Source organism: Funiculus sociatus GB2-C1, assembly GCF_039962115.1.
Classification (GTDB): domain Bacteria; phylum Cyanobacteriota; class Cyanobacteriia; order Cyanobacteriales; family FACHB-T130; genus Funiculus; species Funiculus sociatus.
The window spans coordinates 1-6208 of record NZ_JAMPKJ010000127.1; the positions used below are offsets into that span (position 1 = coordinate 1).

Sequence of the window (6208 nt, forward strand, 5' to 3'; positions counted from 1 at the left end):
GATCACCTTCTGACGGAAGTCGTAACTGTAGGGTTTAGGCATGGCAGAGCAGACGATCGCCGATTACGATAATACCTTTAGTTTACGTCCTAACCGCCTTGTTGGTTGCTATACATCCCACATTCCGCCCTTTCAACTGTCACAGTCGATAATTTTGATCTCATCGCCTAGCAATAACCCTCAAAGCAGCAAATAGTATTGACGACAAGCTCGTCCAAAAAAGCGAAGTATCCACAGACGCTCCTGAGTCAGATTGGCAATTTGCTTGGTACCACCAACCAGCAACAGATGCACATCCTGGAAACACTAAAACACCCAACGTAAGGTAGGACGCTGAGTCGCTTGACCAAGTTGGTTGTGAAGGCTCATTCCCGCCTCGACCAAAGCGTGGCGCAGTTGCCGCTGCCCCAAGTTGTAGACTAGCAGGCATAGACCCATAACAAAAGCGAGTGCTGCTATCCGTTCTGGCGATTTGAGGAAGACACTGTTGGTGAAAAATAGAGGATCTTTTAGAAAGCGGAACCCTCGCTCAGGGGATTGTTGCGCCTTATATTCTTGCAAGACTTGCTCAGCACTCAGTTGAGCTGAGTCGGTAATGTTAGTGGCTAGAACAAAACGACCAGAAGAAGTGAGCGCGCGAGAAATAGCCTCTTGCTTACGCTCCAAGGTAGCCTGAATTCGGTAAGTAATAGAGGGTTGGGCATCTTTACGAGGTCGCCCTGGGTTGACGTGTTGGCTATGTTTTGTGAGCGTGACGGCTTGCAAGCAATGGTACTCCAGCTTTTGGGCGAAGCGGTCGGCGGCTAAAAGAGCATCGGCTTCGCAACGGAAGTCAGTAAGGGACAACTGGCTAAGTTGCTGGTTCAACCGTTGCTCCAACTTGTCGAGGCGAGAATGCAGTTGCTTGATATCAGCCTGTTGGCGAGCCGTACTCTCCACTATCGCCCACCGTTGTGCTACACCTCCATAAAGGCTTTCACGTTCAGCAATTCGGTAACCTGGTAACTGAGTGGCAATAAACTCTTCAGGCTTGAGTTGATTAACTAAACGCTTGGCCTCAGCGACTGTCAGGGGCACTCGACTAATCCATCTTAAGCCTTGCAGTAATTTTAGGTTGTCTGCACTGTACAAGGCACTATCTGCTACCATTAGGGCATCAAAGGAAAGCTGTTGGCGAAACTCCAGCATCAACTGGGCAAATACCGCTTTGTCTAGCTTCGTTGCCATCTGCTATCCGCAGGTACAAGGGTACATCTCCATCCCCGCTACAAATCAGGTCAATGATGAACTGTTTGAGATCTGGTCGGTGGTCGCGGGAGTAACCCTGAGTGATGTGAATGGGCTTAGGGACGGCTTCCCCGTCCGAGGAAGGCTCAACTAATGTTGCCTTGTCCACTACTACAGACAGTTGTGCCGTGTTGGATTTGTACTGACCATGCACATGAAACGATGAGGAGTCTAAATGGAGAGTATCAGTCGCCACGCCATATTTGGCGGCAGCTTTCAGGGCGATACTGACAAACAACTGGGTTAGACCCGCTAGATACAGTTGATCTAGCACTCGTCCGAGGCGGTCATCATTGAAATGCTCGGCTCGGACACCAGGACCAATCAGGTGTTCTGTCGCTTTCCCTTCAAAAAATCGCTCAAACAGATACAGCGGCGCGGACACGAAGCCTAAGCCGTTGATAATCATCGCTTTGACCGCTTGACCGGCACTGACCAACTCTTTGGGATGCTTGCCTAACTTGTGATCAATTTCTTCAACGATGCCGATTTCATCCACTAGTCCTGCTATTAGACCAAGGTGGTTAAGACTTTGAACCCGAATTTCTCCAGAAACCATGATGCACCCGAAACTTTGCCATCACTTACTTCTACCTGTTCAAAATTATCAACTGTGACAGTTGAAAGGGCGGAATGTGGGTTACATGCAAGGGTCCGCACTCGCAGTCGTGCTAACGCGCGGTTATGCTGCTTTTCTTCTGCTGGCAACAGTTGCTTGCGTGGTTTCTTGGTGGGTGTACACGCGCCCCGATGCAGTTTGGCGAATCCGGGAAGAGCCTCGATCAGCTAAACACATCTGTGAACTCACAAACGGCAAGCGACTTCGCTTGAGTACCTTAAAGTCATGGGTTCTGCCCGTATCCACTGCGGTACAAATGACTTGCCTACTGTCATAGTCCACCAGCAGTTGAGCCTTCAAGGTATGACACTTCTGCTTGCCACTCTCCGTAGCGCTTCTGTTTTTTTGGGGGCGTTCAATCTCCATCTCGCCCACATCCACCACCCACACGTTCCACTCCCAGCCCGGTTGATACAACTGCCGTTGGCTTGGCAAGCGAAACTTGCCACTTTTGATCAACAGGTCTTCCACCTTGTAGATAATCCGCCCCACCGTTGTCTCGTGCAAACCCCAACTGGCTCCAATGTGAAACTGACTCCGATACTCTCGCCAATACTCCAATGCCACCAGCAGTTGGTCTTCCACACTCAGCTTCGGCTGTCCTCCACGCCGTCCTTGACGCTCTAGGTGCGGGCGTAGCACCGTGACCATCTCGGCAACCTTTGCCGAGATGGTCACCACACAATCGCTTGAACTCACCTGCTGAAAGCGGTTGTAAGTCTGGATACGGCATAGCACTCCTGAGGCTTCGATGCAGTTTCACTTCTTCTTGTGCCGCCTGCGAGCGCAAACTGGCACACTATCTTCCGATTCGTGCAGGAGGTCTCTTGATTCCGACATACTGTCATTTAAAGTGGATGTTTAAGTCGTTTATCCGAAACACGACCTTTGATTTTCCGTCTTTTCAGATGTACGGAGCTTTTTCAAAAATCAAATAGGAGTCCTATATGTTCTCCAGGGCAAGCGCATCTCAAATGCTATTGACAAGCAGGTTGAGAGTTTTCATCAATTTGGGTTAAACAAGCAGCCAAAATCTTGAGCATGTAATTATTATCCATAAGAGCTCGATTCGATTTTTGACGAGTGCTACGCCCTTAAAGATGGTTCTCGATTTAGAGCATTAAGTGCAATCCACCGTAATACAGCATATTCCACGTAAACGTGGTACACTCAACCGAGTATATCCAGGCAGGAATGAAACCTTATTCCATCGACTTTCGCGAAAAAGTAATTAAAGCCTATGAACAAGGTAATACATCAATTCGGAAAGTAGCCGCCCGATTTGATGTGAGCAAAGCCTTTGTCGAGAAACTGTTGAAACAAAAACAAACAACTGGTCACGTTGAACCTCTAAAACAGGGTGGCAGCCTGAAAAGTGTATTACACAAAGCGACAACCCAACTTGCTGAGATGGTGGAAAAATATCCGGATGGCACCCTCTCAGAATATTGTGAATATTGGCGAGAGAGCCACAAGCAATGGGTCAGTCCTAGTATGATGTGCCGCGCACTAAAAAAACAAAATCTGACCCGAAAAAAAAAGACGATACGCAGTAGCCAGTGCAGCACCGAACGAGTGCAAAACCTGAGGTGTGAGTATTGGGAGAAGGTGAAAAACATCAATCCAGAAAACCTAGTTTTTTTGGATGAGATGGGTGTTTTACTGGGGTTAACACGAACTCATGGGCGATCACTTGCAGGCTTGAGAGCCTACGACTTAAAACCCTTTTATCGCGGTGCCAAGGTGACAGTCGTAGGTGCAATTAGCTTAACAACTGGAGTTTAGACTAAATAGCCGACTGTTAAACAAAAAAATAAGGAGTGTGCTTGAACACAGGCCCCCGATTAGCAGAATCTGAGAAAAGAACCACCAATTCTCATCTGCCAATATGAAACGTGCCTTACTAGAAGAATTTCGTCAAGCAGCATACAGCCTTTTAGGTAGAGCGCATGATGCGACTTTTGAACTGACGGATGCAATATTGCTGACGCGGAACGCCTACAGTTTGGCAGATTTATCGCTATCACCAGTATTTATAGCAATTCTCGCACTCATGAGGCACAGTAACAGGAATGAGCAAACCAGTTATGAATATTTTCCTGAGTCACCTCAAGCATGGCGTTGGTGATAGCATCGATTAAATCTTTGTAGGTTCTTGCTGCTGTCTTTCCCAAAATAGATTTAACTTTTGGCCAGAAATTTTCAATCGGGGAAAACTCTGGAGAGTAAGGAGATAAATAATTGTGTTTTGCTCCGGCTTTTCCTATAAATTCTCTTACCATCTCTCCTTGATGAATTTTGGTATTATCCATAACAACACAAGCATCCTTCCAGAGTTTAGGAATTAATCTATGAACGATAAACGCTTCAAACGTAGCACCATCTACTGCCCCGTAAATATTGACTGATGCTATCAACTCTTGAACTGATAAAGCAGCAATTAAAGAAACATTCTTCCCTCTCTTTTGGGGCTTCTACCCTCTAGCTCTTTTCCCTTTTAAAGCTCTGGCATAAAGCCTCAGCATTGCTAGGTTAACTCCTGATTCGTCAATGAAAACCAAGTTTTCTACGCGGATATCTCGAATTTTTGACCAAAACTCAACTCGCTGCTCCTGTACTCTCTCACTTGTTTTTTCTGCGGTGTACAGAGTTTTTTTTACACTATAGTTTAGAATCTGTTTGTAAATAAATATAAAGCGAAGGTTCTGTGCTGAGATGGAATGAGCCATACCTAAGTAGTCCATCTTCTAACACTTGAGCCAATGAGCCAACCCTTGTACGACAGTGACCTCACCGATAAGGAATGGCACCTAATAGAACCGCTTTTACCCGCAAAAAAACCTGTGGGGAAAGACCGGGAAGTGAGCTTACGGGATGTGCTAAACGCGATTTTCTACCGAGCGGATAATGGGGTCAAATGGCGAAATTTACCGCGTGATTTTCCCGCATGGCAAACGGTGTACGGATACTTCCGCCTGTGGGTGCGCCTAGGTATTTGGGAGCAAATCAACACCATTTTGGTGCAACAGGTGCGAACAGCACAGGGGCGTGATGCCGAACCGAGTTTGGTCATTATAGATAGTCAGTCCGTCAAACTCGGACAAAAAGGGGGGAAGAACACGGCGTTGATGGTCACAAAAAGGTGAAAGGGCGCAAACGGCATGTTGTTGTTGATGTGTTAGGACTGGTGCTCGGTTGCTATGTTACCTCTGCAAATACGGCGGATGTCAAAGCCGCGCCTGCGGTTTTGGTATGGGTACTAGAGATGTTTGAGCGAATTGTCAAAGTCTTGGCAGACCAAGGGTATCGTGGAGCTTTAGGGGCATTGATTGAACACTTCTTTGAACAGCAGGAGCGACAAGTTAAGCTTGAACTCACTCAACGTCCAACGGCATCCCAAGGCTTTCAAGTTGAACCAAAACGATGGATTGTTGAACGGACTTGGACTTGGTTAGAAAATGCACGCATCCTTACCCGCGACTATGAACGGTTGCCCGAAAATCACCAGGGCATGATTTATGTCGTCATGATTCGGCTAATGCTCCGACGTTTAGCCAAAAATCGTCGAACTTGGGAATCCCAAACTGCTTAACGAACATTTACAAACAGTTTCTTAATTTTTGCGTAATTCTTCCCATCGTGGCTCGACTGACTCTAACTTGTACCTTTTCTTCAAGTAAGTCACACAGTTCTTCGAGCGTCGCGTCATTATTGGTTTCGATAATTTCTACTAAATCAATTAATTGCTCTTCCGTGAGCTTCGGTTCCGGGCTTCCCCCTTGAGGATAAGGATGAATATCTCCTGTTTCTTTATATTGCTTGATTAATTTTTGCAATATTGCTTTAAGCAACATAAAATCGTTGAGCTAGACTCTTTATGGAGATACCTTCCTTTTCATAGACTTCAATTATTTTTTGCTAAAACTCAATCGGATAAGGCCTCATTGCTGATTTTTATAATTTATATACTTGCACCACATCCTACCCCATAACTCTGAGAATTGCTATAGTATACTAAGTACTGAAAAACGAAAAATATCAAAATTTTTAGTAATTATCCTTACTTCTAGACGGGACCGCCCTCACTGTGGTTCTAACCATATTGTTAAAATTGGTATGATTCACAATAAAAAACCTAAATATCAAAATTGGGGCAGACAATTTGTTGAAAACCCACAAATGTTGAATGTTAAGAAAACTCTATAAAAATTATCCCCAAATCATGATAAATTTGGGGATAAATGCTAATTAATTTTATTAGTTTCTATGGTACAGTCATTTCCGAAGCTTGTCAAAGAACTG

4 protein-coding genes and 4 pseudogenes are annotated in these 6208 nt (G+C 45.6%); 4 read left to right on the forward strand and 4 right to left on the reverse strand.

Translation table 11 applies throughout. The features are described 5' to 3' along the window. Nucleotides 1-180: 180 nt before the first annotated feature. Together NDI42_RS28515 and NDI42_RS28520 are read right to left on the reverse strand one after the other, a co-directional pair. Nucleotides 181-1846 (reverse strand): annotated as a pseudogene (locus NDI42_RS28515) (IS1634 family transposase). A 123-nt stretch (nt 1847-1969) separates the two neighbouring features. Further along, entirely contained in the window at nt 1970-2605 is a 636-nt protein-coding gene (locus NDI42_RS28520; protein ID WP_348231884.1) for a transposase family protein, read from the reverse strand. A gap of 495 nt (nt 2606-3100) precedes the next feature. Here NDI42_RS28520 and NDI42_RS28525 point away from each other — a divergent pair, with 495 nt between their 5' ends. Then, complete coding sequence (locus tag NDI42_RS28525) at nt 3101-3691, forward strand: IS630 transposase-related protein (protein WP_190453081.1); 591 nt, start codon at nt 3101-3103, stop codon at nt 3689-3691. Nucleotides 3692-3794: 103 nt separating this feature from the next. Then, nucleotides 3795-3941 (forward strand): annotated as a pseudogene (locus NDI42_RS28530) (NF041680 family putative transposase); the annotation flags it as partial. Nucleotides 3942-3957: 16 nt separating this feature from the next. Here the strand turns inward: NDI42_RS28530 and NDI42_RS28535 are convergent. Beyond that, nucleotides 3958-4584, reverse strand: a pseudogene (locus tag NDI42_RS28535) (IS630 family transposase); the annotation flags it as partial. 84 nt (nt 4585-4668) lie between these two features. Here NDI42_RS28535 and NDI42_RS29040 point away from each other — a divergent pair. Together NDI42_RS29040 and NDI42_RS29045 are read left to right on the forward strand one after the other, a co-directional pair. Further along, a complete protein-coding gene (locus tag NDI42_RS29040; protein ID WP_399316381.1) occupies nt 4669-5052 on the forward strand; it encodes an IS5 family transposase in 384 nt (127 codons plus the stop codon). Beyond that, nucleotides 5049-5498: a transposase gene (locus NDI42_RS29045; protein ID WP_399316384.1), complete on the forward strand. Its 450-nt coding sequence runs from the start codon at nt 5049-5051 to the stop codon at nt 5496-5498. Before NDI42_RS29040 ends, NDI42_RS29045 begins: the two co-directional genes overlap by 4 nt. 22 nt (nt 5499-5520) lie before the next feature. Here the strand turns inward: NDI42_RS29045 and NDI42_RS28545 are convergent. Then, a pseudogene (locus NDI42_RS28545) lies at nt 5521-5818 on the reverse strand (helix-turn-helix domain-containing protein); the annotation flags it as partial. Nucleotides 5819-6208: the final 390 nt, after the last annotated feature.

What these genes read in the sequence shown, in the direction of transcription:
- NDI42_RS29040 (WP_399316381.1), top strand. Translation starts at nt 4,669, where the DNA reads ATGAGCCAACCCTTGTACGACAGTGACCTCACCGATAAGGAATGGCAC.
- NDI42_RS28525 (WP_190453081.1), top strand. Translation starts at nt 3,101, where the DNA reads ATGAAACCTTATTCCATCGACTTTCGCGAAAAAGTAATTAAAGCCTAT.